The sequence below is a fragment of the Shewanella sp. Isolate8 genome (assembly GCF_022398495.1).
In the GTDB taxonomy this organism is placed as follows: Bacteria; Pseudomonadota; Gammaproteobacteria; order Enterobacterales; family Shewanellaceae; genus Shewanella; species Shewanella aquimarina.
The window spans coordinates 1,248,373-1,273,746 of sequence record NZ_JAKEVI010000001.1; the positions used below are offsets into that span (position 1 = coordinate 1,248,373).

At 52.6% G+C, this 25,374-nt stretch carries 24 protein-coding genes; 17 read left to right on the top strand and 7 right to left on the bottom strand.

What is annotated here, in order from left to right:
* Nucleotides 1–74: 74 nt before the first annotated feature.
* The gene (gene rne, locus L1D43_RS05570; RefSeq protein ID WP_239850248.1) at nucleotides 75–3,488 is read right to left on the bottom strand and encodes a ribonuclease E; all 3,414 of its coding nucleotides are present in this window, start codon (nucleotides 3,486–3,488) and stop codon (nucleotides 75–77) included.
* Nucleotides 3,489–4,086: 598 nt separating this feature from the next.
* Between rne and rluC the strand changes: the two genes are divergently transcribed.
* Together rluC and L1D43_RS05580 are read left to right on the top strand one after the other, a co-directional pair.
* Nucleotides 4,087–5,046, top strand: a complete 960-nt coding sequence (gene rluC / locus L1D43_RS05575; RefSeq protein ID WP_239850249.1) for a 23S rRNA pseudouridine(955/2504/2580) synthase RluC — start codon at nucleotides 4,087–4,089, stop codon at nucleotides 5,044–5,046.
* Nucleotides 5,043–5,702: an HAD-IA family hydrolase gene (locus L1D43_RS05580; protein ID WP_239850250.1), complete on the top strand. Its 660-nt coding sequence runs from the start codon at nucleotides 5,043–5,045 to the stop codon at nucleotides 5,700–5,702. Before rluC ends, L1D43_RS05580 begins: the two co-directional genes overlap by 4 nt.
* On the opposite strand, the gene L1D43_RS05585 is transcribed toward L1D43_RS05580, so the two are convergent.
* Nucleotides 5,683–7,056, bottom strand: a complete 1,374-nt coding sequence (locus L1D43_RS05585; RefSeq protein ID WP_239850251.1) for a sensor domain-containing diguanylate cyclase — start codon at nucleotides 7,054–7,056, stop codon at nucleotides 5,683–5,685. The two genes, L1D43_RS05580 and L1D43_RS05585, sit on opposite strands and share 20 nt — an antisense overlap.
* A gap of 175 nt (nucleotides 7,057–7,231) precedes the next feature.
* Nucleotides 7,232–7,828 carry a Maf family nucleotide pyrophosphatase gene (locus L1D43_RS05590; RefSeq protein WP_239850252.1) on the bottom strand — a complete coding sequence of 199 codons (597 nt, stop codon included), beginning with the start codon at nucleotides 7,826–7,828 and terminating at the stop codon, nucleotides 7,232–7,234.
* A gap of 608 nt (nucleotides 7,829–8,436) precedes the next feature.
* Here L1D43_RS05590 and yceD point away from each other — a divergent pair.
* The 12 genes from yceD (at nucleotide 8,437) to L1D43_RS05650 (ending at nucleotide 18,320) form a co-directional block, all read left to right on the top strand.
* Nucleotides 8,437–8,961, top strand: a complete 525-nt coding sequence (gene yceD, locus L1D43_RS05595) for a 23S rRNA accumulation protein YceD (RefSeq protein ID WP_239850253.1) — start codon at nucleotides 8,437–8,439, stop codon at nucleotides 8,959–8,961.
* 17 nt (nucleotides 8,962–8,978) lie between these two features.
* Nucleotides 8,979–9,149, top strand: a complete 171-nt coding sequence (gene rpmF / locus L1D43_RS05600; protein ID WP_011865398.1) for a 50S ribosomal protein L32 — start codon at nucleotides 8,979–8,981, stop codon at nucleotides 9,147–9,149.
* Nucleotides 9,150–9,163: 14 nt separating this feature from the next.
* The gene (gene plsX, locus L1D43_RS05605) at nucleotides 9,164–10,192 is read left to right on the top strand and encodes a phosphate acyltransferase PlsX (RefSeq protein ID WP_220058463.1); all 1,029 of its coding nucleotides are present in this window, start codon (nucleotides 9,164–9,166) and stop codon (nucleotides 10,190–10,192) included.
* A 9-nt stretch (nucleotides 10,193–10,201) separates the two neighbouring features.
* On the top strand, nucleotides 10,202–11,161 hold the full coding sequence (locus L1D43_RS05610) for a beta-ketoacyl-ACP synthase III (RefSeq protein WP_041511593.1): 960 nt from the start codon (nucleotides 10,202–10,204) through the stop codon (nucleotides 11,159–11,161).
* A 46-nt stretch (nucleotides 11,162–11,207) separates the two neighbouring features.
* A complete protein-coding gene (fabD, locus tag L1D43_RS05615) occupies nucleotides 11,208–12,134 on the top strand; it encodes an ACP S-malonyltransferase (RefSeq protein ID WP_239850254.1) in 927 nt (308 codons plus the stop codon).
* Between the two features lie 10 nt (nucleotides 12,135–12,144).
* Nucleotides 12,145–12,891, top strand: coding sequence for a 3-oxoacyl-ACP reductase FabG (gene fabG, locus L1D43_RS05620; RefSeq protein ID WP_239850255.1), 747 nt, complete (start codon nucleotides 12,145–12,147; stop codon nucleotides 12,889–12,891).
* A 160-nt stretch (nucleotides 12,892–13,051) separates the two neighbouring features.
* The gene (gene acpP, locus L1D43_RS05625; RefSeq protein ID WP_011865403.1) at nucleotides 13,052–13,285 is read left to right on the top strand and encodes an acyl carrier protein; all 234 of its coding nucleotides are present in this window, start codon (nucleotides 13,052–13,054) and stop codon (nucleotides 13,283–13,285) included.
* A 168-nt stretch (nucleotides 13,286–13,453) separates the two neighbouring features.
* Nucleotides 13,454–14,695, top strand: coding sequence for a beta-ketoacyl-ACP synthase II (gene fabF, locus L1D43_RS05630; RefSeq protein ID WP_239850256.1), 1,242 nt, complete (start codon nucleotides 13,454–13,456; stop codon nucleotides 14,693–14,695).
* Nucleotides 14,696–14,854: 159 nt separating this feature from the next.
* Nucleotides 14,855–15,214, top strand: a complete 360-nt coding sequence (locus tag L1D43_RS05635; RefSeq protein WP_239850257.1) for a hypothetical protein — start codon at nucleotides 14,855–14,857, stop codon at nucleotides 15,212–15,214.
* 86 nt (nucleotides 15,215–15,300) lie between these two features.
* A complete protein-coding gene (locus L1D43_RS05640; protein WP_041511588.1) occupies nucleotides 15,301–15,780 on the top strand; it encodes an acyl-CoA thioesterase in 480 nt (159 codons plus the stop codon).
* A gap of 51 nt (nucleotides 15,781–15,831) precedes the next feature.
* A complete protein-coding gene (locus L1D43_RS05645; RefSeq protein WP_239850258.1) occupies nucleotides 15,832–17,421 on the top strand; it encodes an FGGY-family carbohydrate kinase in 1,590 nt (529 codons plus the stop codon).
* 23 nt (nucleotides 17,422–17,444) lie between these two features.
* On the top strand, nucleotides 17,445–18,320 hold the full coding sequence (locus tag L1D43_RS05650) for an NAD(P)-dependent oxidoreductase (protein ID WP_239850259.1): 876 nt from the start codon (nucleotides 17,445–17,447) through the stop codon (nucleotides 18,318–18,320).
* A gap of 93 nt (nucleotides 18,321–18,413) precedes the next feature.
* Here L1D43_RS05650 and cdd read toward each other — a convergent pair whose 3' ends face one another.
* Entirely contained in the window at nucleotides 18,414–19,304 is an 891-nt protein-coding gene (cdd, locus tag L1D43_RS05655) for a cytidine deaminase (RefSeq protein ID WP_239850260.1), read from the bottom strand.
* A 117-nt stretch (nucleotides 19,305–19,421) separates the two neighbouring features.
* Nucleotides 19,422–20,834: an exodeoxyribonuclease I gene (gene sbcB / locus L1D43_RS05660; RefSeq protein WP_239850261.1), complete on the bottom strand. Its 1,413-nt coding sequence runs from the start codon at nucleotides 20,832–20,834 to the stop codon at nucleotides 19,422–19,424.
* A 164-nt stretch (nucleotides 20,835–20,998) separates the two neighbouring features.
* Here sbcB and L1D43_RS05665 point away from each other — a divergent pair, with 164 nt between their 5' ends.
* The 3 genes from L1D43_RS05665 (at nucleotide 20,999) to L1D43_RS05675 (ending at nucleotide 23,173) form a co-directional block, all read left to right on the top strand.
* Nucleotides 20,999–21,817, top strand: coding sequence for a hypothetical protein (locus L1D43_RS05665; RefSeq protein WP_239850262.1), 819 nt, complete (start codon nucleotides 20,999–21,001; stop codon nucleotides 21,815–21,817).
* Between the two features lie 34 nt (nucleotides 21,818–21,851).
* The gene (gene rlmA, locus L1D43_RS05670; protein ID WP_239850263.1) at nucleotides 21,852–22,664 is read left to right on the top strand and encodes a 23S rRNA (guanine(745)-N(1))-methyltransferase; all 813 of its coding nucleotides are present in this window, start codon (nucleotides 21,852–21,854) and stop codon (nucleotides 22,662–22,664) included.
* Between the two features lie 302 nt (nucleotides 22,665–22,966).
* The gene (locus L1D43_RS05675; protein ID WP_011865413.1) at nucleotides 22,967–23,173 is read left to right on the top strand and encodes a cold-shock protein; all 207 of its coding nucleotides are present in this window, start codon (nucleotides 22,967–22,969) and stop codon (nucleotides 23,171–23,173) included.
* Nucleotides 23,174–23,576: 403 nt separating this feature from the next.
* On the opposite strand, the gene L1D43_RS05680 is transcribed toward L1D43_RS05675, so the two are convergent.
* Nucleotides 23,577–24,482, bottom strand: a complete 906-nt coding sequence (locus tag L1D43_RS05680; RefSeq protein WP_239850264.1) for an ABC transporter ATP-binding protein — start codon at nucleotides 24,480–24,482, stop codon at nucleotides 23,577–23,579.
* Complete coding sequence (locus L1D43_RS05685; RefSeq protein ID WP_239850265.1) at nucleotides 24,479–25,333, bottom strand: ABC transporter permease subunit; 855 nt, start codon at nucleotides 25,331–25,333, stop codon at nucleotides 24,479–24,481. The genes L1D43_RS05680 and L1D43_RS05685 overlap by 4 nt, the downstream gene beginning before the upstream one ends.
* Between the last annotated feature and the right edge of the window lie 41 nt (nucleotides 25,334–25,374).

The window sequence follows — 25,374 nt, forward strand, 5'->3', positions numbered from 1 at the left end:
CAAAATAGCGGCGCTAATAAAATAAAAAGCCATGCATTGTTGCATGGCTTTTTTGACTTAAGGCTTAGTATACCTTAGGGACGGGCCATTTCCGAGTTTGCGCTGTTGGCGCGTTTCGCCGGCTCGGCCGAGGCTTCTTTTGCCGTAGGCTCATATTGACGTCCCGATGGGGTATCGACTAGCGCCCTGGCTTCTACCTCTGGCTTGGTCATGGTCGAGCTCACCATGGAACCAAAGCGGCTGGTAGCCTTAGCTGCAGGCTTCTCGGCCTTAATGCTAGCCGCCTCTTCTGACGACGCAGTCTCTACAGGCTTTTCCTGTACCTTAGCGGCAGGTTTTACCTGAGTGCTAGGTGCCTGTATGGCTGCTGGCTTTGCCATTGGCGCAGAGGCAGCGCTGCTCTCTTTCGCTGCAGGCTCCTGAGCCGCCGGTGCCTGTGTTTCAGCCTTGGCTTCTTGCGCTTCGACTTCAGAGGTTTCGACCTGTGCAGCCTCCACCACTTCGGCAGCGACAACTGACTCTTGCGTCTGCGCTGCATCGTCATTCGCCTGTGGCGCAGCTTCCTGGCTAGCCTTAACCTCTTCAGGTGTGCTGGTTAGATCCAGTTCCGCCTGAACTTCCTCTTTCAGACTGGCCTCTGCTTCACCCGCCAGTGGCAGACTTTGCTGAGCGTCTTCTACAGAGGTTTCCTCTTCAGCTACGACTTTGGCCTTCGGCGCACGACGCTTTGGCTTAGGCTTGCTCTCTTCTTGAGCAGTTTCTTCAGCCACTTCTTTAGCAGGTGCTTCTTCTGCAGCGGCACTGGCCGCTTCATTAGCTTCTGCCGAGGTCGTTTCAGCTTTGCTATGGTCACCAGCTTCTTGTTGACTAGCTGCTTGTTGAGTTACTTCCGCCTGGGCTTCGCTAACCACTTCAGCACCGCTGCCGGTTTGCAGCTGCTCGTCCAGCAGAGGAGCGGTCTCCACCTCATTTGGGATAAAGGCGGGTTCGCCATTGCTCGCTTCGCCATTGTTTTCCTCATCGCGACGACGACGCTGACCGGCGGCGCGTAGATGACGTGGGCTACGACGACTGCGACGCTGACCTTCTCTTGGCTCGCGCTTGCCTTCTGTCTCACCTTCCTGGGCCTGAGCCGCAGTATCGTCGACTTGCGCTTCGTCTTGAGTCGCCTTGTCGGCATCAACTGGGGCCTGAGGCTCGCTCTTGGCCTGAGTCTCTGTAGCTGGTTGCTCGGCGGCCGTTTCTTCGGCGGCGCTTTGCTCGGCTTGAGTCTCTTCCTCTACCTTGTCGACTTTTTCCTGCTTAGGCTTGCTCTTACGAGGCTGACGCTTCTGGCGCTGCGGCTTGTCTTCTGCTTTGGCTTCTGCGGCGGGCACTTGTACCTGCTCGTCGTTGGCCTTTTCGGCAACGTCGACGACCAGTGCAGCTTCATCGGCTAACTGCTGCTCAGACTGTACGCGCACCTTGCGGCGCATGTTACGACGTTGACGACGCTCGCGAGCGGCCTCTTGCTTTGGCTGCTGTGCCTTGCTCTCAGTGTCTTTACTCTGGCTCTGAGGCTTGTCGTCACGGTCGCGCTTTTGGCGCTTCTCGTTACGGCTCTTAGCATTGCGGTTGTCCGTGTCGTCAGACTTGGCGCCACGGCTGCGCTTGTTGTCAGTCTCTTTACCTTCTTCGCGACTCTTACGTGTATCGTTGCGACGGTTGTTGCGACGAGTGTTACGGTTTTGCGCGTTGCGACGAGGCTGCTCTTTCTTAACCTCTTCTTTCGGCTGCTCTGGCTCACCACCAAATAGCTTACCGATAGCGGCAAATAGCTTAGCAATTAGGCCTGGCTCTTGCGGCTTTTCGGCCTGCTTGGGCGCTGCGGGTTCCTTCTGGGTTGGGGCATCCTTAACCGGCGTCGAGAAACCTTTGAGGGCTGGCTCTGGTGCGGCGGCACGCTCTAGCTTGCGTGGCTCATAGAGCTTAGATTCAGGCTGCTCGAGTAGCTTGTAGCTCGATTCGCTGATCTGATCGTCCTTGCGATGGCGGGTCACGCGGTAGTCCGGTGTCGTCATGTTAGGATCTGGGATCACATAGACTTCTACGCCATGACGCTGTTCCGTGATGCGTATGGCTTTACGCTTCTCGTTCAGCAGGAAGGCGGCGACATCGACCGGTACGACGGCCTCAATTTGAGAGGTGTTCTCTTTAATCGCTTCCTCTTCCATCAGACGCAGAATCGAGAGGGCCAGCGACTCAGTACCACGAATAGTGCCTTGACCATGACAGCGTGGACACAGGTGCGCGGCAGACTCTTCCAAAGATGGACGTAGACGCTGACGTGACATCTCCATCAGACCGAAACGAGAGATGCGTCCCAGTTGGACACGGGCTCTGTCGTGATGCACGGCGTCGCGCATTCTGTTTTCGACTTCGCGTTGGTGTCTGACCGGTGTCATGTCGATGAAATCGATAACAACCAGACCACCCAAGTCGCGCAGACGTAGTTGACGGGCAATCTCGTCGGCCGCTTCAAGGTTCGTATTGAGTGCGGTTTCTTCGATATCGCCGCCCTTAGTCGCCCGGGCCGAGTTGATATCGATTGAGGTCAGAGCTTCGGTTGGATCGATAACGATAGAACCGCCAGAAGGCAGGCGTACTTCGCGTTGGAAGGCCGATTCGATCTGGGTTTCAATCTGGAAATGGGTAAACAGCGGGACTTCTGCTTCGTAGCGCTTGATACGATCGACGAAGTCAGGACGAACCAGAGCCACGTGCTGTTTGGCCTGTTCATAGATACGCTGATGGTCGATAAGTACCTCGCCCACATCGCGGCGCAGGTAGTCACGAATGGCGCGTACGATAACGTTACTCTCCTGATGGATCAGGAAAGGTGCAGGGCGGTTTTGCGCCGCTTCTTCGATGGCTGCCCAGTGATGCTGGAGTACCTTAAGGTCCCATTTCAGCTCGGCGGCATCTTTACCAACACCTGCGGTGCGTACGATAAGGCCCATGCCTTGCGGTACTTCCAGTTCAGACATGGCCGCTTTTAGCTCGGTACGCTCATCGCCTTCGATTCGGCGAGAGATACCGCCGGCACGAGGGTTGTTTGGCATGAGTACCAGGTAAGAGCCCGCCAGACTGATGAAGGTGGTCAGGGCCGCGCCCTTGTTGCCACGCTCTTCTTTGTCAATCTGTACTATGACTTCCTGACCCTCTTTAACCACCTCTTTGATGTTAGGACGGCCTTGGAAAGAGTAACCTTTAGGGAAGTATTCGCGTGCAATTTCTTTGAGGGGGAGGAAACCATGACGCTCCGCGCCATAGTCGACGAAAGCCGCTTCGAGTGAGGGTTCTACGCGGGTGATTTTACCCTTGTAGATGTTGGCTTTCTTCTGCTCGTGACCAGGACTCTCGATATCGAGATCGTACAGTTGTTGCCCATCAACGAGGGCAACGCGCAACTCTTCAGACTGAGTCGCATTAATTAACATCCGTTTCATGATGACGTATTTCTTCTTAAAATAAGGTCATCAAACGACGCTTTTTCGATGCATTACGGGCCCAGAATCGGTAAGTGAAGCCTCACGGCTTGGGTCTGGGCTAGGGTGCGCAATCTCTGTAAGACGCAATCGCTGCGTGTCGCATCCTATTTATGGCTTATTTTTTAAAATCGCTAAAAACAAGGAATTCGTTGTTAAACGTCAACCAACCCCATAAATTCTAATGTACTTTCCGGTAATGCCAAAATCGATAAGTGTTCGTCTGACGACAAGTTAATAGTAAACTTCGAAATTGGGGGCGCTATTCTTAGAGAAACCACGTTGAAATGTGGCATTGATACTGTGTTTAGTCGTTTAAACTCGTTTTCTCGGTTTATTTTTATCCAACGACTTGTAAGTCAATGACTTACTACTCAGTAAAAATGGCTTTTAGTCTCCGCTCTTCGCGCCTGCATTGGGGGATTTGTGAACACTTTATTCACTATTTATCCCCATTGGCGTGGCAAATATAGCAACAATCCTGAAAATCAGCAAATGGAAAGGCACAAAACTTGTTATCTGATGTACAATGTGCAGCTTGAAAGAGACAAGGCGTAGCATGAACAATCAACAAGCATTAAATAAAGTCGAACTGGTGACGATCGACGAGGATAACCTCGGCCAGCGAATCGATAACTTTCTGGTGACTAAATTGAAGGGCGTTCCCAAGAGCATGATCTATCGTATCGTGCGCAAGGGCGAGGTGCGGGTCAACAAGAAGCGGATCAAGCCCGAATATAAGCTGCAAGATGGTGACGTGGTGCGTATTCCGCCTGTTCGTGTCTCCAGCAGCGAGGACAAGCCAGGGCCAAGTGCCAAGTTGACTAAGGTGTCTCAACTCGAGGGACGCATCCTGTTTGAAGACAAGGCCATCATAGTGCTCAACAAGCCGGCAGGCATCGCGGTGCACGGCGGCAGTGGCGTCGATTTTGGCGTCATTGAGGCGATGCGTTCACTCAGGCCGCAGCAAAAGTTCCTCGAACTGGTTCACCGACTGGACAAGGAGACCTCGGGGGTCTTGTTGATTGCCAAGAAGCGTAGCGCCCTTAAACATCTCCACGATCAGCTGCGTTACAAGAAGATGCAGAAGGATTATCTCGCCCTGGTACGTGGTGAATGGCAAAACCATGACAAGGTGATTAATGCGCCGTTATTGAAACTCACCCTTAAATCGGGCGAGCGCATCGTGCGGGTCAATCAAGAGGGTAAGCCCTCGGAAACCCGTTTTAAGGTGGTGCAGCGCTACCAAGGGGCCTCGCTGGTGCAGGCCAGTCCTGTTACCGGGCGTACCCATCAGATCCGAGTGCATTGCCAGTATGCTGGTCACCCCATAGCTTGTGATGAGAAATACAGCGAGCAGAAATTCGATGACTCCATGCGCGCGTTGGGGCTTAACCGTCTCTTTCTCCATGCGGCCCAACTGAAATTTACCCATCCGGTCACCGAAGAGGTGATGCAGGTTAAGGCGCCACTGGATGCGGCACTACAAGACTTGTTGAATAAATTGGATAAGGCATGAAACGATACGATTTAGTGATCTTCGATTGGGATGGTACCCTGATGGACTCGGTCAGCAAGATAGTGGCCTGCATGCAGCAGACCGCCAGAGAGCTGAGTATGATGGTGCCGAGTGAACAGGCGATACGTGACATCATAGGCCTGTCAATGGACGAGGCACTAAATGTCCTGCACCCCAGTGCCTGTGAGCAGACTCGCCAGAATATGGTTAATGTGTATCGCAAGCAGTATCTGCAGCTCAATCAAACGCCGAGCCCTCTGTTTGATGGCGCCGAGCAGTTACTCTTGTCTCTTAAGGCTTCTGGGCATCAACTGGCGGTAGCTACCGGCAAGGCCCGCGCCGGGCTAGACAGGGTGCTCAATGAGACAGGTTTTCATCAGCATTTTGTGGCCAGTCGCTGCGCCGATGAAGCCAAGAGTAAGCCTCATCCGCAGATGCTGCACGAGCTGCTCTCACTGCTCGATGTTGCTCCCGAGAAGGCGGTGATGATTGGCGACTCGGTGCACGATCTCAACATGGCGAGCAATGCGGGCATAGATGGCATTGGCGTGAGTTATGGCGCTCATTCGGCGTTGAAACTGCAAGAAGCCAACCCTGTCGCCATCGCAGCGCATCCGTTGGCGCTGCTCCCCCTCATCACTGGACAGGTTGGTTAAGCTGTTTACGGCGCTTGATGCGGTACATGGCTTTGTCTGCCTGGCAGATCAGCGCCGAGACATCTTTTTGAGCAGGCTCGACCCAATGGTAACCAATACTGGCGGCGAGTCGCAGATGCTCCCCTTCGTGCCTAATGCCTTCATCGAGCATCTGATCTAGGCTGAGGCAGAGTCTGGTGAGCGCCTGTCGCTTGTCATCCTCATCTTGTGCGTCGAATCTATGCAGTATGATAAATTCGTCGCCGCCTATTCGCGCTACCATCTCCGCCTCGGCGCATGCCTCCCGTAAGATCTGCGCCACTCTTTGTAAAACCTGGTCGCCCACCAGATGGTTGTAGTTGTCGTTGATCTGTTTGAAATCATCAAGATCCAAATATAGTACCGCCAGCTCAGCTTGGGTGTCGGACAGGTTTGGCAGTAAGTCGGCAAAGTGATTAAACAGGGCGAGTCTGTTAGGCAACTGAGTCAGAGAGTCATGAAATGCCAGATATTCGCTCTCCTCTTTTGCCTTGTGCAGCTCGGTGATGTTATGGGCCGAGACGATGACACCATTGATTCGACCATTCTCATCTTGGTGCGGATTGTGATGGACGTTGAGGTATTGCGGCTCGGACACCGAAGGGGGATGGATGCGGGTCTGGGTGTTGATCGACTCTCCCGCAAAGGATCTGTCTAGCAGTGGCTTTAGATAGTTATCGAAAACCGCTTTTCCGTGGATTTCGCTGGCATGCTTGCCAACAATCTCACTTGCGTTGCAGTTGAGTAGGTGTTCGTAGCCTTTAGATACCACGTGGTAGCGATAGTCCAGATCGACGAAGGACATCATGTGGTGGGTCGATGCGATCATCTGCTTGTGCACCGATAGCTCCCTCGACAGTAGCAGGCGCTTATATTCGACGCCAATTCGCTGAGCCAATAGGCGGAAAAACTCCCGTGACTTGGTGTTCTCCCTCTGGGGCAGGGGATCCATGACTAAGATGTGCCCAATTGGGTTGCCCTCATCGTCCAGGATCAACTCGCCCTGATAACTGACCGCCCCCAGATCTTTAATCAGCTTAAAATCGGGGAAGCGTTGTTGTAGATCGCTTGCGTACAAGAGATGAGTATTGGGGTAACGCATCTGATAGATGGCTTCACAGGGGGAGCCTTTGAGATCAAACTCAAATCCGGGAATGGTTTGTTTAAGGTCGCAAAATGCGACCACCTCAATTTTCCCTTGCAGCGTCGAAGGCCGGGCGAAGGCCGCCCAGCGACACTGAGTGACAAGTGCTAGCGCCTTCAGTGCCCGCTGAAAAAAGCGCTCATCAATACAGGGCGCGGCAAGCAAGGCAAGGGCTTCTTCAAGATCGGTCATAGTATAACCACCCCAAGTAAACTGACTTCCTTGTCGCTAACATTGTTATTGGCATGTAACAACCAGTCATTTCAACATAGCGAGTTTTTGATCGGTTGTGAAGTGGTTATCTAGTGATTAGTCCTGAATTAGATTCATGTGGTGGTATTAATTGCTGTGTCTTTGGTGGCAGTTATTAACTCGCTGCCGGGGCAAGAATGTCGACGCCTTGCTTGAGTAGCATTTCAGTGAGCGCGATCAGGGGTAAACCTACTAGTGTGTTAGGGTCTCGTCCCTCCAGACGCTCGAACAGGGCGATGCCGAGGCCTTCTGACTTAAAGCTACCGGCGCAGTAGAGCGGCTGCTCAGTATCAACATAGTATTGGATCTGCTTGCTGGTCAGCGTCTTGAAGTGCACGACGAAGGGCTCGCAGATTACTTCATGGGATTCGTTGGCCGCATTAAAGAGTGCGAGTCCGGTATAGAAGGTGATCGATTTGCCAGAGACACGTTCAAGCTGTGCGATCGCGTTGGCTCGCGTCAGCGGCTTACCTATGATGTCGCCATCGACCACCGCCACTTGATCTGAGCCGATAATCAGTCCGCTCTGGCGACCTTGGGCGCCCGCCTTGGCCTTGGCTAATGCCAGGCGTGTGACCAGTTCCTGAGCCGGTTCACCGGCAATTGGCGTCTCGTCGACCTCAGGGGCACAGGTGTCAAACTTGATGGCCAGCTTTTGCAGTAATGACTGACGAAAGACTGAGGTGGATGCGAGTATGATGCTTGGGGTCATGGTTTAACCTTGTTGTTTCTCTGGTATTTGTTGCGCCTGAAGCAATAGCCGATTCTTCTGCCTGTATATGCCTCTATGACATTTATGGCATCTAAATTGAGGCGCGCCGTAAACTAGCTCTGCGTGGCGACCATCATAATTCATCTGGCTTCAAAAGACAGAGCTAAGCTGAGAACAACCAAAGCGGCGCGTGAACATTTGCCGTTTGCGTTGAGAAAGAGGCTGAACCGTTGCCTAGGGCTGTTTTCTTAGTGCAGTGGGCCAGTCGTGGTGAGCTAGGTGTTTGCGTCATGGCTTTGGGGTCAATAGTGGCTGAGGTTAGACAAAAATGAGGTTATAAATAAACCCTCAAATGACCCAAGAAAGAGACCGATATAGGTGCCGCGGGCTATATTTAGACAAGGGTAATGAAAAGAACAGGCTAACCCCGTGCGAATGCTTTTATTTTAAGCGTGCGGGGCTTGAGTATCCATTGGCCCTTGGGTAAAATTTTCGCTCCAACAATTTTTGAATTATTGATGGGTTTTATCGCTTTCGTTAACGGGATCGATAAAGGAGATAAATTTTCCTTTGACTCAAGGTAATTCAAACTATAATATGCGCGCCTTATGCAAACAGTAAAGATACCGGTTTCAATTGATCCTATACGCGCAGCGGCCAGCAAGCTTTCTTATGAAGGCGTTGTTCCCGGTGTGCAGTTAAAGCGATTAAATGAATTATGTGCCGGCGACTGTTCCGATGTGGCAGTGTCGCTTGAATGTGGTGTAGATATACAGGGGATAGTCTACCTGAAAGGGAAGGCTGTGACGGAGCTCACTCTGATATGTCAACGTTGCATGACGCTTTTTACCACTGAGGTTACGGTCGACTTTTGTTTTAGCCCTTGCGGGTCTGAGGCAGAAATCGATGAGCTCCCGGATGCGTATGACCCTATTGAGTGCAATGAGATAGGTGAGATTCGTCTGCATCAATTGATTGAAGATGAATTGATAGTAGCTATGCCTTTGATCCCGATGCATGCAGAAGAAAGCTGCAGCAAAGGCGATCAAGATGTAGTAGTAGGCGAGATTGAACCCGCTCAAGAGGAGCGTCCAAATCCGTTTGCAGTGTTAGAAAAACTGAAGAGCAAGTAATCTAGGAGACAGGTCAAATGGCTGTACAACAGAATAAAAAATCTCGTTCAAAGCGCGGTATGCGCCGTTCACACGACGCGTTGAGCACTGCTCAACTGTCAGTTGATGCAACGAGTGGTGAACTACACCGTCGTCACAACGTGACTGCAGACGGTTACTACCGTGGTCAAAAGGTTATCAACAAGTAATCTGTTGATTGCCGATGACTAATCTGACGCTTGCGTTAGATGCGATGGGGGGCGACTTTGGCCCCCGCATCACAGTGCCTGCAACCCTGCAGGCACTTCGCTTATACCCCTTCTTACACGTCATCATGGTGGGTGACAGGTCGCAAATCGAACCTCTGCTAAGCCACCTTGAGTCAGACATACTTTCGCGTATCGAACTCGTGCATACCACAGAAGTGGTGAAGATGTGCGACAGACCCGTGCATGCGCTGCGTAACTGCAAGCAAAGCTCAATGCGTCTGGCAATCGAACTGGTACGGGATAAGAAGGCGCAGGCCTGTTTGAGCGCGGGTAATACCGGGGCATTGATGGCCATCTCCAAGGTGTTACTTAAGACACTACCGGGCATAGACAGACCCGCCCTGGTCAGCTGCCTGCCGGCGGTCAATCATAAACCCGTGTACCTGCTGGATCTCGGTGCTAACGTCTCCTGCTGCAGCGAAACCCTGTTTCAGTTTGCGGTGATGGGTTCAGTGTTATGTGAGGCCGTGGATAAGAATCCTGCCCCAAAGGTTGCCCTGCTCAATGTGGGTATCGAAGAGATCAAGGGTAACGATCAGGTACAACAGGCGGGGCAACTACTGCAACAGAGCCCACAGCTCAATTACGCCGGATTTATTGAAGGCGATGATATCTATTCGGGTAATGTCGACGTCATCGTCTGTGACGGTTTTGTTGGCAACATTACCCTGAAAACCTCAGAGGGGATCGCAAGGCTCCTCGTCCATCAGTTGAAGAAAGGCTTAACTCAAGGCTTTTTCGTACGATTACTGGCCAAGTTAATCGCCCCACGCATTAATAGTGTTTTAAATCAGATGAACCCCGACCACTATAACGGAGCAAGTCTGATAGGATTGCGCGGAATTGTAGTAAAAAGTCATGGAAGTGCGGATGAATCTGCCTATTTACAAGCAATTAGTTTGGCAGTGACCGAAGCACAACGTCGACTCCCCAAGATGATCGAAGAGCGTCTTGAGTCGATCCTTTTAGACATAAATAACTGATATCTCCTTATGCATACAAAAATTCTCGGAACTGGTAGTTATTTGCCAGCGCAAGTCCGTAGCAATCAAGATCTGGAAAAGATGGTGGATACCAGTGACCAGTGGATTGTTGAACGTACCGGTATTTCAGAGCGCAGAATAGCCGCCGAAGACGAATCAGTATCAACCATGGGTTACGCCGCCGCCGTGCGCGCCCTGGAAATGGCTGGGGTAGACCCTAGCGAGCTGGATATGATCGTATGTGGCACCACGAGCGCTAACAACGCCTTTCCTGCCGCGGCCTGTGAAATTCAGGCGATGCTGGGCGTGCATACCATTCCGGCCTTCGATGTCGCCGCCGCCTGCTCTGGCTTTGTCTACGCGTTGTCGGTTGCCGATCAGTTTGTGAAGACGGGTGCGGCCAAGAAAGTCTTGGTGATTGGCGCCGATGTCTTGTCGCGTCTGTGTGAGCCTGAAGATCGCACCACCATCATTTTGTTCGGTGATGGCGCCGGCGCCGCCGTTGTGGGCGCCTCAGAAGAGCCGGGCATCATCTCGACCCATATTTACGCCGATGGCCGTCAAGGCGATCTGCTTAAGTGTTCCTTCCCGCCACGAGCCGGTGAGTCGTCTCAAGCCGTTGGCTATATGACGATGAAGGGCAACGATGTTTTCAAGGTCGCCGTGACTCAGCTTTCCCATGTGGTCACTGAGACGCTACGCATCAATCAGATCGATAAATCAGAGATCGACTGGCTGGTGCCTCATCAGGCCAATTTCCGCATCATCAAGGCGACCGCCAAGAAGCTCGACATGAGCCTGGACAAGGTGGTATTGACCCTGGCCAAACATGGTAATACCTCGGCCGCCTCTGTGCCTATCGCCCTTGATGAGGCTGTGCGCGACGGACGTATCCAACGTGGTCAGCTTCTGCTTCTCGAGGCCTTCGGTGCCGGATTTGCCTGGGGCAGCGCGCTCGTTCGTTTTTAGTCGATTTTAGTACTAGAATACATTGATTTAGTAAAGGTATATAAAAATGGAAAAGATTGCTTATATCTTCCCTGGGCAAGGTTCTCAGGCCGTAGGCATGTTGGCCGACCTGGCGGCGGAACATGAAGTCGTCGGTCAAACCTTCGCCGAAGCGAGCGAAGTGTTAGGCTATGATTTATGGCAACTGGTACAAGAGGGACCTGCCGAGTCTCTGAATCAGACCGATAAGACCCAGCCTGCACTGCTTACCGCAAGCGTCGCTATCTGGCGCGCGATCCAAGCCACCTCTGCATCTAAGCCAGCCTTGCTTGCCGGCCACAGCCTGGGTGAGTACTCGGCGCTGGTGTGTGCCGGTGTTATCGATTTTAAAGACGCTGTTAAGTTGGTTGAGCTACGTGGCCAACTGATGCAACAGGCGGTGCCAGCTGGTACCGGCGCCATGTTTGCGATTATCGGTCTGGATAACGACGGCATCGCTAAAGCCTGTGAAGAGACGGCTCAGGGTGAGGTGGTTGCACCGGTTAACTTTAACAGCCCTGGTCAAGTGGTTATCGCAGGTGAGAAAGCGGCGGTTGAGCGCGCGGCGGATGCCTGTAAGGCGGCCGGTGCCAAGATGGCCGTTGCCTTGCCGGTGAGCGTGCCATCTCACTGCCAATTGATGAAGCCTGCGGCGGATGAGTTGGCAAAGGCGTTGGACGCATTGAGCTTTAATGTTCCTAGCATTCCTGTGATCAACAACGTCGATGTGGCTATGCCTGAGGCGGTAGATGCCATTAAAGATGCGCTAGTACGTCAGCTATACTGCCCTGTTAGATGGTCTGAGACCGTTGAGAAGATGGCCGCAGAGGGCATCAGTCAGCTGGTAGAAGTGGGCCCAGGCAAGGTGCTAACCGGGTTAGCGAAAAGAATCAATAAATCACTGAGCGCGAAAGTGGCGAATGATAGCGCCTCTGTTGCGGCGCTCGGTGAATAAGGAGTAATAGATGAGTTTCAATCTCGATTTAACAGGCAAGGTTGCCTTGGTAACCGGTGCTAGCCGCGGTATCGGCCGCGCGGTCGCCGAAACATTGGTCGAGGCCGGCGCCTTAGTGATCGGCACCGCGACCAGTGAGCGTGGCGCAGCCGCTATCCAGGAATACCTGGGTGATAAGGGTCATGGATTAGTATTAAATGTCACCGATAGCGAATCAGTTGACCAATTATTTGCCTCGATCAAAGAAAAAGTCGGTGAAGTTGATATTCTGGTAAACAATGCGGGTATCACGCGCGATAATCTCTTGATGCGTATGAAGGAAGATGAGTGGACGGATATCATAGATACCAACCTGACCTCTCTCTATCGCACCTCTAAGCCGGTGTTACGTACAATGATGAAGAAGCGCAGTGGCCGTATTATTAATATTGGCTCTGTTGTAGGCACAATGGGCAATGCAGGTCAGACAAACTATTGCGCAGCTAAAGCTGGTTTGATTGGATTTACAAAATCTCTTGCAAGAGAGGTTGCATCTCGTCAAATAACAGTGAATGCTATTGCTCCTGGGTTTATCCAGACCGATATGACGGATGAGCTGACGGAAGAGCAGCAAAAAGGTATTATGTCACAAGTTCCTATGGAAAGACTGGGACAGCCGCAAGAGATTGCAAATGCTGTACTGTTTTTAGCATCGGATTCAGCGGCTTACATCACAGGGGAAACTCTGCATGTAAACGGCGGCATGTACATGGTTTAAACGTTGGTTATAACAACTGACTGATTTTGATTGATTTTTGGCGTAGACTTACGTAGGTTTTGTGGTTAGACCACAAAAGTTAAGCTTGCATTGTGTGCCAAATTGAATAAACTACTCGCAATCTTACGCAAGTGCGTAATTTGAATAGGAAAGAAAACTAATGAGCAACATCGAAGAACGTGTAAAGAAAATCATTATCGAGCAACTGGGCGTTAAAGAAGAAGACGTAAAACCAGCAGCATCTTTCGTTGACGACCTAGGTGCAGATTCTCTGGACACCGTTGAGTTGGTAATGGCTCTAGAAGAAGAGTTTGACACTGAGATCCCTGATGAAGAAGCTGAAAAGATCACTACTGTTCAGGCAGCGATCGATTACGTTTCTAAGAATCAGTAATACTGAATTCTCTAAAACAGGCGGCAATTTTGCCGCCTGTTTTTGTTTGAGGGCTAGGCGCAGGTGAGGGCGGATGCCCGTCTGAGTTTCCTGTGCTATAACCTAATAAGCCTTGTTTTTCCGGCCTCCTTCGAGGCCTCCCATCTCATTCTAGTGAAAGGTGAAAACGTGTCTAAACGTCGTGTAGTCATCACAGGTATTGGTCTTGTCACACCAGTCGGCAATACCGTAGAGACCTCCTGGAAAGCCCTGCTTGCGGGACAGAGCGGTATTGCACCGATAACCAAATTTGATGCCAGCGAGTTCTCAACTCGTTTCAGCGGCTCGGTCAAAGATTTTGACGTAGAGCAGTACTTGCCTAAGAAAGAAGCCCGTAAGATGGATCTCTTCATCCAATACGGCATGGCGGCGGGTATCCAGGCGATCCAAGATGCGGGTTTGAATATGGAGGTGGAAGATCCCACTCGTGTCGGTACCGCTATCGGCGCCGGTATGGGCGGTATGCCGCTGATCGAGGCGGCACATTCGGCCCTGTTAAAGGGCGGTCCACGCAAGATCTCGCCATTTTTCGTGCCCAGCACCATCATCAACATGATCGCCGGTCATCTGTCGATCAAGTATGGCATGACAGGCCCTAACTTTGCGGTCACCACCGCCTGTACCACAGGCGTGCACAATATTGGCTTTGCAGCACGTACTATCGCCTATGGCGATGCCGATGTGATGATTGCCGGCGGCGCAGAGGATGTGACCTGTCCGCTAGCCGTTGGCGGCTTCGGTTCGGCCAAGGCGCTGTCGACCCGCAATGACGATCCCGTTGCGGCCAGCCGTCCCTGGGATAAGGACAGAGATGGTTTCGTCATCGGTGACGGTGCCGGTATCATGGTGATGGAAGAGTATGAGCATGCTAAGGCGCGCGGTGCAACCATCTATGGTGAGCTGGTAGGCTTTGGTATGAGCGGCGACGCCTTCCATATGACCTCGCCACCGGCGGATGGTGCAGGCGCTGCATTGGCGATGGAAAATGCCATCAAGGATGCCGCTATCGACAAGCAGCTAGTGGGTTACATCAATGCTCACGGCACCTCAACACCTGCAGGCGACAAGGCCGAGGCCTCTGCGGTGAAGAATGTGTTTGGCGATCATGCCTACAACTTGTTGGTGAGCTCGACCAAATCGATGACGGGCCATCTGCTTGGCGCGGCCGGTGCAGTCGAAGCCATTATTACCCTGCTGGCGCTGCGCGACCAGATGATCCCACCGACCATTAATCTGGATAATCCAGACGAAGGCTGCGATCTTGATTTCGTACCGCACACGGCGCGTGCTCACGCGTTCGATTACGCCCTGTGTAATTCCTTCGGTTTCGGCGGTACTAACGGGTCATTGTTATTTAAACGTGGCGAATAAGTATCAGTTTTAAAGCGAAAAAAGCACCTTAATGGTGCTTTTTTTATGTTTGAATTAAGTTGGAATGGCGCCTGAATTAAGCTTAGTTCATCTCTATTGGCAGCGACTAAAAGCAGGCAGATAATCTGGCTCTGTTAACTTCACTCTGATGGTGTCATCGTGTTAAATCCAGTCGTTGTTCCGTTAATGCCCATGGTTGGTCTGCTCACCGCTAACCTCAATGGACTCATTCGTGGTGAACATTCATTTCGTCTGCCTGTGGGGCTAAAGACCTTCATTCTCTCCTCGGCCGCGTTTGCCACCGTTTGGTTTGCCTTATTGGTCACCGCCATCTATAGCGGTGGTGATACCAATCTGGCGGCTGGTGTCGAGGTGCTCCTGCTCTTCCTGCTGGGGATTGGCCTCTCTCGATTTATCAAGATCCCGGCTATTTTGGGCCAACGCGCCCTACTTTGGGTGTTTCGCCTGAGTCTACCATTGATCCTCGCGGCCTGTGTTGCGGTAGTCCGTTGGGGATAACTGCGCTAAAAGCATGATTCTTAGTTACTATCTCGGACTTATTTGCAGTACACTTTAGTTTTATTATCTCTGATGAGGTGGCTGTGATGGCGGGACAAGATAGAGAAAGCACCCTGCGATTTTTGGCCGAGCCGGCCGATGTTAACTTTGGCGGTAAGGTGCATGGCGGTGCGGTCATGAAATGGATCGATTTAGCCGCCTACGCCTGTGCGGCGGGCTGGAGCGGAAAGTACTGCATCACCGCCTATGCAGGGGGCATACGTTTCGTTAAACCCATTCATGTGGGCAACATAGTCGAGGTCGGGGCAAAGGTTATCTACACCGGCCGGACCTCGATGCATATCGGGATAGACGTGAAAGCGGGCGATCCTAAACATCCTGAGCGCCACCTTACCACCCACTGTATCGTTATCATGGTGGCCGTAGATGATTCCGGTCAGCCGTCATCCGTGCCTGAGTGGGTGCCTGTTACCGAGTCTGATAAGCTGATGCGTGACTCTGCCATTCGCCTGATGGAGATGCGTAAGAAGATTGGTGCTGAGATGGAAGCACACCTTAAACCTTAACTCATAAACCTTAACTCTTAAATCTTAGGGCTTGGCTGCTCATTATCGTCTATGACTCTAACTTCAGCTGAATCTAGCGCCCGAGCCAGTACCGCGGGCGATAATCCTTATTTCCTCGCTCTGGACTATGGTACCCAGAGCGTTAGAGCCTTAGTGTTCGACCGCCAAGGGCAGCTCATCGCAAAACGACAGCACGCAGTGCAGCCCTATCGTGATGGTGCGCCCGGCGTGAGTGAGCAGTCGGCCGACTATTGTTATCGCCAGTTGGTGGATGTGGTGCGCGGCCTCTTCGAGCACACCCAGGTGTTACCTGGTCAGATCAAGGGAATGGCGCTGACGACCCAAAGAGCCTGCACTGTGCTGCTCGACGATGCAGGGGAGGCAATATCGCCTGTCTACATGTGGTCCGATAGACGGTTGGCGAGCAACGAGTTGCCACCTATGGCCTGGTACTACCGCCTGGGCTTTCTCTGCATAGGCCTTAGGCGGCGAATTCAATACCTGCGACGCGCTGCTAAGGTGAACTATCTGTTTGAGCATCATAAAGACAAGCTGGTTGCCGCCGACAAGGTGGCGCTGCTCAGCGGCTATCTCACCGGAAAGATCACCGGACGTCTCATCGACAGCGAGGCATCTCAGGTGGCTTATCTGCCCTTCGATTACCGCCGCAAAACCTGGGCGAATCGCCGCAGCTGGCGTTGGCAGGCGCTGGCATGCAGTCCATCACAGATGGTGCCTTTGGCCGCGCCGACCCAGGCCATGGGGAAGGTGAGTGAGCATTTTGCTAAGGATACCGGGTTAGCAACTGGCCTTGCCGTTTATGGCGCCGGAGCAGATAAGGCCTGTGAGGTGTACGCGGCTGGCTGCGGCGAGCAGGATATCGCCTGTATCAGTCTGGGCAGCGCGGCCATACTCGCCTGGGGCGGTCACAGATACCGCGAGGCCTATCGTTATCTTCCTGCCTTTCCCTCGATTGAGGCGACAGATTATATTACCGAGATCCAGCTAGAGAGAGGCTTTTGGCTGCTCAGTTGGCTCATCGAGCAGTTTGGCGCGCAGGAGGTTAAAGACTCCACGGCGCTCGGCATTAGCCCAGAGCAATATATCACCCAGGCCATCGCCAAGGTGCCCATAGGCGCGGATGGCCTCATGCTGAGCCCGCTGTGGGCGCAAGGCGTCATCTACCCAGGGCCAGAGGCGAGAGGCAGCATTATCGGTTTTACGCCAGAGCATGGCCGGCTGCACCTTTACCGCGCCGCCATCGAGGGGATCTTGATGACCCTCAAGCAGGGTTTGCTTCGTTTGGAGCCGCTCAAGGGATCACCCTTTAGGCTGGTTCGGGTGACAGGCGGTGGCGCACAAAGCGATCTGGTGATGCAGATGTGCGCCGACATTTTTAACCGTCCGGTGGAGCGTTTATCATTGCATGAAGCCTCGGGGCTGGGCGCCGCCATGTGCTGCGCCGTAGGCGCGGGGATCTATCCTGATCTCGCCAGAGCCAGACGCCAGATGCGCCGTCTGGGTGAAAAGTTCGAACCCCAGGCCGAGCATGTGGCACAATATGCCAGCGTGTTTAAAGCCTATGAGGCCTTGTACCCCCAAATAAAACCTTTCTTTAAGAAGGTGAATAAGCAGTATTAATCAATAAAGAGATAGGACAGAAGATGGCAAAGGTAGCATTTTTAGGATTAGGCGTGATGGGATACCCAATGGCGGGGCATCTGGTGAAGCATGGTCATGAGGTAACTGTCTATAACCGTACGCAGGCCAAGGCACAGGCCTGGTGTGATACCTATGGCGGGACCTGGTGCCCGACGCCTTTCGAGGCGGCTAAAGGACAAGACTTTGTATTTGTCTGCGTCGGCAACGATGACGATCTGCGCTCTGTGGTGCTGGGAGATACCGGTGCCCTGGCGGCCATGGAAGAGGGCAGCATTCTGGTCGACCACACCACGGCATCTGCGGATGTGGCGCGTGAGCTTGGCGGTGAGGCAAAAGCGAAAGGTATTGGCTTTATCGATGCGCCAGTTTCTGGCGGACAAGCCGGCGCCGAGAATGGCGTGCTGACCGTCATGGTGGGCGGCGAAGCGGCCAACTTCGAGGCTGCCAAGCCTGTGATGCAGGCTTATGCTCGCTGCTCAGAGCTGCTAGGTGAGGTGGGCAGTGGTCAACTTACTAAGATGGTAAACCAGATCTGTATCGCAGGCGTGGTGCAGGGGCTGGCCGAGGGCTTACACTTTGCCCGTAGCGCGGGGCTCGATGGCGAGAGAGTGGTCGAGGTGATCTGTAAAGGCGCCGCGCAATCTTGGCAGATGGAGAACCGTTATCAGACCATGTGGCAGGGACAATATGACTTCGGTTTTGCCGTCGACTGGATGCGTAAAGACCTAGGCATCGCCTTGGATGAAGCGCGCCGTAATGGCTCGCACCTGCCGTTGACGGCATTGGTCGATCAATTCTATAGCGAGGTTCAGGCTCAGGGCGGTCAGCGCTGGGATACCTCAAGCCTGTTAGCGCGCTTGGAGAAGAGCCGCGGCTAATGCCACTATCAAGGTATCGAGAACCTGATCAATAGATAATAAAAAGGACTGCCAAGCAGTCCTTTTTTGATCATTAAGGTGTGGAATCAGACCTTAAACCGGATCGACCATGATGTGTTCAAGTTCGACCGCCGCTACCGCGTGTAGCGCATCCATGGTGGCTCCCACTAATGAGATCTTACCCTGGCTCGACTCGATCAACACGGCGCGGTTGATCTCGCTAAAATCGCGGTTATGTCTGGCCATGGCCGACAAGGCCATCTGCATCGGCAGCATGGACGGGTTAAACGCTGCATTTTCCGCATAGCGGCCGCAGAAGGTCGCGCCATCGCGTGTCTCTAACACCACGGCGGCATAGCTTTCACTGTAAGGCGCGTAGCTCAGGCTCAGATGGTCCAGAGCCTCGATGATCATGGGATCGGCGCTTTCCAGGGCAAACTCGTGCTGCTGTTTGGACAGCAGTGGCGTCTTGATATTCAGATCGGCCGGGCCGAAGGCGTAGGGCAGATAGTGAGACAAGGGCTGAGTCGCCTGCTCAGGCAGGTGGATGCGAATGGCTTGCCCCTCGACCAATTCATTCATAAATTGACGGCAGTGACCACAGGGAGAGGCGTTGACTATGATATCTTCGATGCCAGTCTCACCGCTTAACCAGGCGTGGCTGATGGCGCTCTGCTCGGCGTGAACGCTATGGAAAAGCGCCTCGCCGTCGAGCTCCAGGTTGGCACCCATGTAGATGTCGCCGCTGGCCCCCTTGGCGATAGCACCTACATAAAACTCACTAATGGGAGGCTTGGCGAGTGCCGCAGCTATCGGCAGCATTGCGAGCAGTAACTCATCCTGGCTCATCTGGGTAGCCTGGGCGAGGTCGGCCACCTGCTGGGCGTCCATATGCCCGACAAAGTCCTGGTTCAATAAAGGGACTAATTGATCTGCCAAAGGTTGAGGCAGTTGAGCTATGCAGTGAACAAATCTATCTTGCATGAGCTTGATCCTTAATTGTTAAGCTATTGGAAAATCATTTTAGTAACTAAGTTACCATGAAAACGGGATCTGACGCCCATTTTGATGGCTGTTTCGACTAAATTACCGCAATTTCGGCTACAGGTTGCTAAGATAATGACACAATGCCGTTAATAACTTCTGTTTTTCTTCGTCAGCCTCTGTGTCATTGACCAAGGTTTCGAGCTTGATCATATAGTCTGGATCATTCAGACGTGCCTGGCAGAAGGTGCGCCAACGTTGCTGTTCGGTATCATCCAGGGTTTCCGGATAGTTACGGGCGCGGTAACGAAACAGCATCTCGGGCAGACGCTCGTCATCAAAGTCTAGCTCCAATGCGGCCAAGTGTTGTGGCGCCGTATTACGTATGATCTCCATCTTGCTCTTGTCGGCGTGGCTGAAGAAGCCGCCGCTGTAGAGTTGCAGATCCGGATCGCTTATCTCATTGCCATGCTCGGTATCGAAGACGGCCACCAGTTTCTCTCTGATCTCAGGATGTTGACGCAGGCGCTTGTATTGGGCGCGGGCAAACTCCTTGTCTATGTCTAAACGCTGGGCATTGCCATCGGTGAGTGTCTTGGCGGTTGCAATAAAGGGACACTTGTTGATGTGTAGCTGCTTCAGACCGATAGGCAGTTCATCGCTGGCGAGATCGGCTCTTGGGGTATACATGCGATCGCGGATCTCATCGGCACTCAGTTCAATCAGCGGGGTGACATCCATGGCCAGGTTGACACAGATGATGGCATTCTTATTGGTGCTATGGTGAGCCACAGGGGCGATCAGCGTGGTACAGCCATTAAGGGCGCTGATCTTAGAGCTGACATGCACCAGAGGCTGCATATTCAGCACATCTATCTGCTTGCTCACTTCGTTCTTCTTACGCAGATTGAAGTAGTATTCGAACAGCTTAGGCTGGCGCTGCTTGATCAATTTGGCCATGGCGATGGTGGCGTACACGTCCGACATGGCATCGTGGGCCTTGTCATGGCTCAGGTTGTTGGCTTGAGTGAGGTGTTCGAGTTTAAAGCTGGGACTGCCATCTTCTTTCTCGGGCCAGTTTATTCCCTCTGGTCTCAGGGCGTAACAGGCGCGCACCAGATCGATAATGTCCCAGCGGCTGTTGCCGTTCTGCCATTCCCGTGCGTAGGGATCAAAGAAGTTGCGGTAGAAGCCGTAACGGGTGACCTCATCGTCGAAGCGTAGCGAGTTATAGCCTGCCACGCAGGTGTTGGGCTGAGAAAACTCGGCGTGGATCTTGGCCATAAATTCCGCTTCCGGCATGCCTTTGAGATTGGCGAGCTGCGGTGTGATCCCGGTAATGAGGATAGCCTCCGGAGAGGGCAGATAGTCGCTGCCCAGCTTGCAGTAGAAGGTGACTGGCTCTGAGATGATGTTGAGATCCATGTCGGTTCGAATGCCGGCAAACTGAGACGGCCTGTCTTTGGCCGGGTTGGCACCGAAGGTCTCGTAGTCGTGCCAAAAAATGCTGGGAATGTTATTTGCAGCCATAGCGTAAGTTAGCCTGTGAATAGTGGCAGTTATCATAGCACCCTAGATTGCGCCTGCACTAATTTAACGGTTTATTTTACCTATTTGATTGAAATCGCGCCATTTTGAAGTTGGCAGCCCCTCTATTGGCCAGTTACAATGGTCGGCTAACGAGGAATAGCCCTATGTTCGAACCCTTACTGACTCAACCACAATTTATCGAACTGACCCAAAGGTGTCAGTTGCATCTGCGTTTGCGTGAGTCGGTAAGCGATTTTAGCCTGCTGCAGACCATGGGCGGACACCTGCTCGAATGTGTGGTGACCCAGGCATCGAGTGACAATGGCTTGATCTTAAGACTCCATCCATATCTCATCTGTGAGTTGGCGCCTATAGAAGTGCCCACTATCGATGCGGAAGGCTCCCAAACAGAGGTCTTACATCGCTCTCACGGCCAGGGGGGGCGGCTGTTTAGCGCGCTTGGGATCTCACCTGTGATGTGCGCCGAGCGCTTACGAAAAGGCCTGGTGATTGACCTTGAGGTGCAGGGCAGTACTGTGAGTTTTACGCCACAGTTTGATCAGAAGTGGTTGCTGGTGACTCTAGAGCGAGATCTGCGGCTCTTCGGCGGCCCCTTGGAGCTACGCCGGGCCAAGGCGGTGCTGGCTCGGGCAGAAGACCTTAGCCAAAACGCCGAGGCGCTGCTGCTGGAGATAGGTGAGATAGAGCTGGTTCGTCAAGAGTTGGCCCATTTTGCTAATCATGGCGATGTGAAGCAGCATGGGCTTATCTTAAGTGAGGTGACCAAGGTGGATGAGCAGTTGCTACGCAAGAAGCAGTTATTGTCCCATCATTATTACCAGAAGGTACAGCGCCCTAACTGGCAGCATGCCGCCAATCAGCATGAGGATCTCGAGGCGCTGCAGCGCAAGCTGGAGTCCTATCAGCTGCTGGCACCACCCGAACTTAACCTCATGGTTGAGCAGATGTTTTTAGACGACTAGTCGGATCAAGCCCGACTAGGATTGGAATATTGCAATGAATTACCTTTGTCCTATCTGTCAGCGCACGCTGTCACTCATAGATCGCACCTGGTGCTGTGAAGCGAATCATAGGTTCGACTGCGCCAAAGAGGGTTACGTTAACCTGCTGCCGGTGCAGAAGAAACGCTCTAAAGATCCCGGCGACAATAAAGAGATGATGTTTGCCCGGCGGGAGTTTCTCAACAAGGGCTACTATGAGGCGATGAGCGATAGGGTGAACGCCTTGGCATTGGAGTTTGCCAGTGAGGCTCGAAATGGGCTCGATATAGGATGCGGTGAGGGGTATTACACCCATAGACTACAACAGGCGATGAACAAGGCCGAGGCCTTTAGCCTTAGTGGGCTGGATATCTCAAAATCGGCGCTGAAATATGCGGCGAAGCGTTATCCTGATATTCAGTTTTGTGTGGCGAGCAGTTTCGAGATGCCGTTTGCCGAGCAGAGTTTCGACTTCATGTTGCGTATTTATGCGCCGTCACAAGATGCTGAGCTAAGACGTGTCGCTAAACCGGGCGCGATTCTGATCACCGTCTCGGCGGGCCCCCACCATCACTTTGCCCTTAAGCAGGTGATCTATGACCAGCCAAGGCCAAATCCCGAGGTGGACAGCCAAATAGCGGGGTTCGAGCGCCTGCACAGCGAGCGACTGACGCAATCTATGACCATCAGCGACAGTGCGGATATTGGCCATTTTCTGGCGATGACACCCTACAATTGGAAATTTACCGATGCGCAGCGCGCCTTGCTGACATCCAAGCCCTTGAGCTGTGAGCTGGATTTTAAGCTTGAGGTCTTTCGGGTCTGCTAGCTGGTTAATCCTTGTTTAATTTGTGTTTTTTATTCGCTTAGAAAAATTTAGTGTTTTTACACGAAGTTTTAGAAGGTTTTTTTGTAACAACTGACAGATATGTAAGTAAAAAATAGGATTTGCGCCTTTTAATGTTTGTTGACATACGGTCAGAATGATTTATAGTGAACTCAGCTTGAAGGTTGGGCTTAACTTTATGTGTTCAATACGACCAGTTCGTCCTGTTAACATAAGTAATACCGGCATTTTCCAGCTCTACTGCCGTTTAAGGCTTTATTTTATTTAGTTACAGGATTTATATCATGTCTCAAGTTACTGGCGTTGTTAAGTGGTTCAACTCTGACAAAGGTTTTGGTTTTATCGAGCAAGAGTCTGGCCCAGACGTTTTCGTACACTTCCGTGCGATCAACTCTGACGGTTTCAAAACTCTAGACGAAGGTCAGAAAGTGCAGTTCACTGTGACTCAAGGTCAAAAAGGTCCACAAGCTGAGAACGTAACTGTTATCTAAGCTGACCTTTGGGTAACCCAAGGTTACCTAAAAACAGAATTCCAAGAGCTGTGATTAGTATCACAGCTCTTTTTTTGTCTGCAATTTCCCGCAAAGCCCATTCTTGAAGCCTAATTCACGGCTTATCTTTCATGCTTGATTTTCGCTTCCGCGAATTTACGATGCGAGTCGAGGATTCGTTACCAGTTTTCGTTGCCAGCCTCAGGTTTCAGCCTCTGGCGCCAGCTACAAGTTTCGGCCCCCGGTTCCAGCATTGGGAGGCTAGGGTAAAAGAGTGAGTGAGAGACGGAAAGAGTAAAGAGTTAGAGAGTTGAGAGTTAAAGAGTAGAGGCGGTCAGTCTAAGCGGAGAAGCTAGTTGGTGAGCGGGCACGGCATAGGCGCCGTGCCCTAAGTATTACGTAATTAAGTCTGTGAGAACAGCTTGTCTTCCAGAGTGCGGCCACGTTGAATGGCACGGTAGCGCCAGTCCTGGCGATTGAAGAGGGCGAATAGCTCGGTTTCCAGTGCGAAGCCTGCCGTGACCTGATAGTGGATCACAAACTCCTTGCTCTGACTGGATTTCACCGATATGACCTGAGGCAGCGACTCTAGCGCCGCCATCAGCGCCTCGTCATCGCAGCTCTGCATAGTCAGGGTCAGATATTCGTCGGCCAGCTCGTCCTGAATCGAGATAGATTGATTCAGCACGCCTTTATCCAGATAGAGCACCTTGTCACACAGCTTCTCCAGCTCCGCCAGGTTGTGTGAACTGATGACGAAGGTGGTCTTGCCTACCTGAGCACGTACCAATTCGCGTATCGCCTTGGCGTTGGCGGGATCCAGCCCAGCGGTCGGCTCATCGAGCAGTACCAGCTCGGGGGAGCCGATCAGGGCCTGAGCAATCGAGACGCGCTTGCTCATACCATGGCTCAGGGAAGAGGGCTTTTGCGGGGCGACATCGGCCAAATCCACTAAGGCCAATACTCGCTGGCATTCCTGCCGCGCGGCAGCAGCGTTAAAGCCCTGCAGCTGGGCAAATAGCTCCAGTTGGGCGGCAATGGTAAGGTTAGGATCGAGCCGTGCATCCTGGGGCAGGGCGGCCACCTTGCCTAACAGCGCCGAGCCGCCAGGCGCATGCCCTAAGATCTCAACTGCGCCCTGTGTCGGGCGAATATAGCCACACAGCAGTGAAAACAGCGTGGTCTTGCCCGCACCATTGGGGCCAACCAGGGCGATAGGCTGGCCAGCATCGAGTTCCAGGTTGATATCCGTGAGTGCATGTTTACTGCCGAACTGCTTGCTCAGCGACTTGCAGGTGATTAGCTTCATAGTGCGATCCTCGCCATATAACTTCTTCCTAATAGCAGGAGTACACCGGCCTGAAGCAGAGGAATCGCTGCCACGGCTAAGCTGCTCAGGCCTTTGGTATTAATCATCATATCGAGCTGGGCACCGGGCACTAGCCACTGCAGAATATTGCTGAGCCCAGGCAGATAATAGGAGATGATGCCGTTGACTATGGTGCTGCCGGCTAAAATCAACACCGCATAGATGCTGGCCTGTCTGGCCGAATTGGCGTGCAGTGACAGGATAGCCATCATGGCGGTAAAGGGGGTCAGCACTATCATGATATTGATAAACACTAAGGCGCCTGAACCCATGGCGGTCCACACTAAAGCCGTGTCGCGATAGGCCACCAGAAGTATGGTCGCCATCAGGGTGAGGATGAGCAGTATCGCCTGGATCAACAAGTAACCCGTTACCCGACCGAAGAACAGGGTGTCGCGGCTGACTCTTAGGGTGAGGAAGCGGAAGCTGCCCCTGGCCTTGTCGGAGGCAAACTGATCGGCTCCGACAAACAGGCTGAAGATGGGGAACAAGTAAAGGGCGGCGACCCATAAAATGGCCATCTCGGCCACGTCCCATGAGAGCAACTCGCCCACATTAGCGGCACCAAATACGCCCTCGAGTAAGTTTTTAAAGTCTGGTGAAAACAGATAGATAGAAGCCTGCCTGATGGGGTACCAGAGGATGAGGAACCAGGTTAGCGCGAAGGTGGCCAGGCCTATCACGCCTCGGGTGCTAAAGAGAATTTTTTTCAGTTCGAACCTGGCCAATACCGAGGCTGCGTTCCATGAACTGCGTGGAGTAAGATTATCCAAAGATGATTCCTTTATCATATGGTTAAAGGCTCAGCCTAACACTCATCTGTTTGTCTAAA

What these genes read in the sequence shown, in the direction of transcription:
- L1D43_RS05675 (WP_011865413.1), top strand. Translation starts at nt 22,967, where the DNA reads ATGTCTCAAGTTACTGGCGTTGTTAAGTGGTTCAACTCTGACAAAGGT.
- L1D43_RS05610 (WP_041511593.1), top strand. Translation starts at nt 10,202, where the DNA reads ATGCATACAAAAATTCTCGGAACTGGTAGTTATTTGCCAGCGCAAGTC.
- rpmF (WP_011865398.1), top strand. Translation starts at nt 8,979, where the DNA reads ATGGCTGTACAACAGAATAAAAAATCTCGTTCAAAGCGCGGTATGCGC.
- L1D43_RS05590 (WP_239850252.1), bottom strand. Translation starts at nt 7,828, where the DNA reads ATGACCCCAAGCATCATACTCGCATCCACCTCAGTCTTTCGTCAGTCA.
- fabD (WP_239850254.1), top strand. Translation starts at nt 11,208, where the DNA reads ATGGAAAAGATTGCTTATATCTTCCCTGGGCAAGGTTCTCAGGCCGTA.
- cdd (WP_239850260.1), bottom strand. Translation starts at nt 19,304, where the DNA reads ATGCAAGATAGATTTGTTCACTGCATAGCTCAACTGCCTCAACCTTTG.
- acpP (WP_011865403.1), top strand. Translation starts at nt 13,052, where the DNA reads ATGAGCAACATCGAAGAACGTGTAAAGAAAATCATTATCGAGCAACTG.
- plsX (WP_220058463.1), top strand. Translation starts at nt 9,164, where the DNA reads ATGACTAATCTGACGCTTGCGTTAGATGCGATGGGGGGCGACTTTGGC.
- yceD (WP_239850253.1), top strand. Translation starts at nt 8,437, where the DNA reads ATGCAAACAGTAAAGATACCGGTTTCAATTGATCCTATACGCGCAGCG.
- fabG (WP_239850255.1), top strand. Translation starts at nt 12,145, where the DNA reads ATGAGTTTCAATCTCGATTTAACAGGCAAGGTTGCCTTGGTAACCGGT.
- sbcB (WP_239850261.1), bottom strand. Translation starts at nt 20,834, where the DNA reads ATGGCTGCAAATAACATTCCCAGCATTTTTTGGCACGACTACGAGACC.
- L1D43_RS05585 (WP_239850251.1), bottom strand. Translation starts at nt 7,056, where the DNA reads ATGACCGATCTTGAAGAAGCCCTTGCCTTGCTTGCCGCGCCCTGTATT.
- L1D43_RS05650 (WP_239850259.1), top strand. Translation starts at nt 17,445, where the DNA reads ATGGCAAAGGTAGCATTTTTAGGATTAGGCGTGATGGGATACCCAATG.
- L1D43_RS05640 (WP_041511588.1), top strand. Translation starts at nt 15,301, where the DNA reads ATGGCGGGACAAGATAGAGAAAGCACCCTGCGATTTTTGGCCGAGCCG.
- rne (WP_239850248.1), bottom strand. Translation starts at nt 3,488, where the DNA reads ATGAAACGGATGTTAATTAATGCGACTCAGTCTGAAGAGTTGCGCGTT.
- rlmA (WP_239850263.1), top strand. Translation starts at nt 21,852, where the DNA reads ATGAATTACCTTTGTCCTATCTGTCAGCGCACGCTGTCACTCATAGAT.
- L1D43_RS05665 (WP_239850262.1), top strand. Translation starts at nt 20,999, where the DNA reads ATGTTCGAACCCTTACTGACTCAACCACAATTTATCGAACTGACCCAA.
- L1D43_RS05580 (WP_239850250.1), top strand. Translation starts at nt 5,043, where the DNA reads ATGAAACGATACGATTTAGTGATCTTCGATTGGGATGGTACCCTGATG.
- L1D43_RS05680 (WP_239850264.1), bottom strand. Translation starts at nt 24,482, where the DNA reads ATGAAGCTAATCACCTGCAAGTCGCTGAGCAAGCAGTTCGGCAGTAAA.
- L1D43_RS05645 (WP_239850258.1), top strand. Translation starts at nt 15,832, where the DNA reads ATGACTCTAACTTCAGCTGAATCTAGCGCCCGAGCCAGTACCGCGGGC.
- L1D43_RS05685 (WP_239850265.1), bottom strand. Translation starts at nt 25,333, where the DNA reads ATGATAAAGGAATCATCTTTGGATAATCTTACTCCACGCAGTTCATGG.
- rluC (WP_239850249.1), top strand. Translation starts at nt 4,087, where the DNA reads ATGAACAATCAACAAGCATTAAATAAAGTCGAACTGGTGACGATCGAC.